This is a genomic window from Acinetobacter sp. UBA3025, from assembly GCF_002367915.1.
In the GTDB taxonomy this organism is placed as follows: domain Bacteria; phylum Pseudomonadota; class Gammaproteobacteria; order Pseudomonadales; family Moraxellaceae; genus Acinetobacter.
On sequence record NZ_DFDO01000024.1, the window covers coordinates 2,743 to 3,095 of the forward strand.

The following is a 353-nucleotide window of genomic DNA, read 5'->3' on the forward strand; positions in this document are numbered from 1 at the left end:
TACCGGTACGGATATAGTCAGCTTTGTTGTTTTTGCCCAGCAAGTTCAATGGAATTGCCGAGAATTGCAAAGATGCACCACCCTGCAAGAACAGTACTTTATAGTTCTCAGGAATATTCATGAGTTTGCGAAGGTCTGCTTCTGCCTTTTCCGCAACTGCAACATAGTCTGCACTACGGTGGCTCATTTCCATGATCGAAAGACCTTTGCCCTGCCAGTCAAGCATTTCAGCTTGAGCCTTTTCAAGTACGGCAGTAGGTAATGCAGCAGGACCAGCACAGAAGTTGTACGCGCGCATGATTTTTCCTTTCAGAGTGAAACACAATAAAATGATGGCATTTAACCATATCTGG

Annotated in this window: 1 pseudogene; it reads right to left on the minus strand. The window is 44.8% G+C overall.

Going from position 1 to position 353, the window contains the following annotated elements:
- Nucleotides 1-298 (minus strand): annotated as a pseudogene (locus B4J23_RS01025) (aminotransferase class V-fold PLP-dependent enzyme); the annotation flags it as partial.
- Between the last annotated feature and the right edge of the window lie 55 nt (nucleotides 299-353).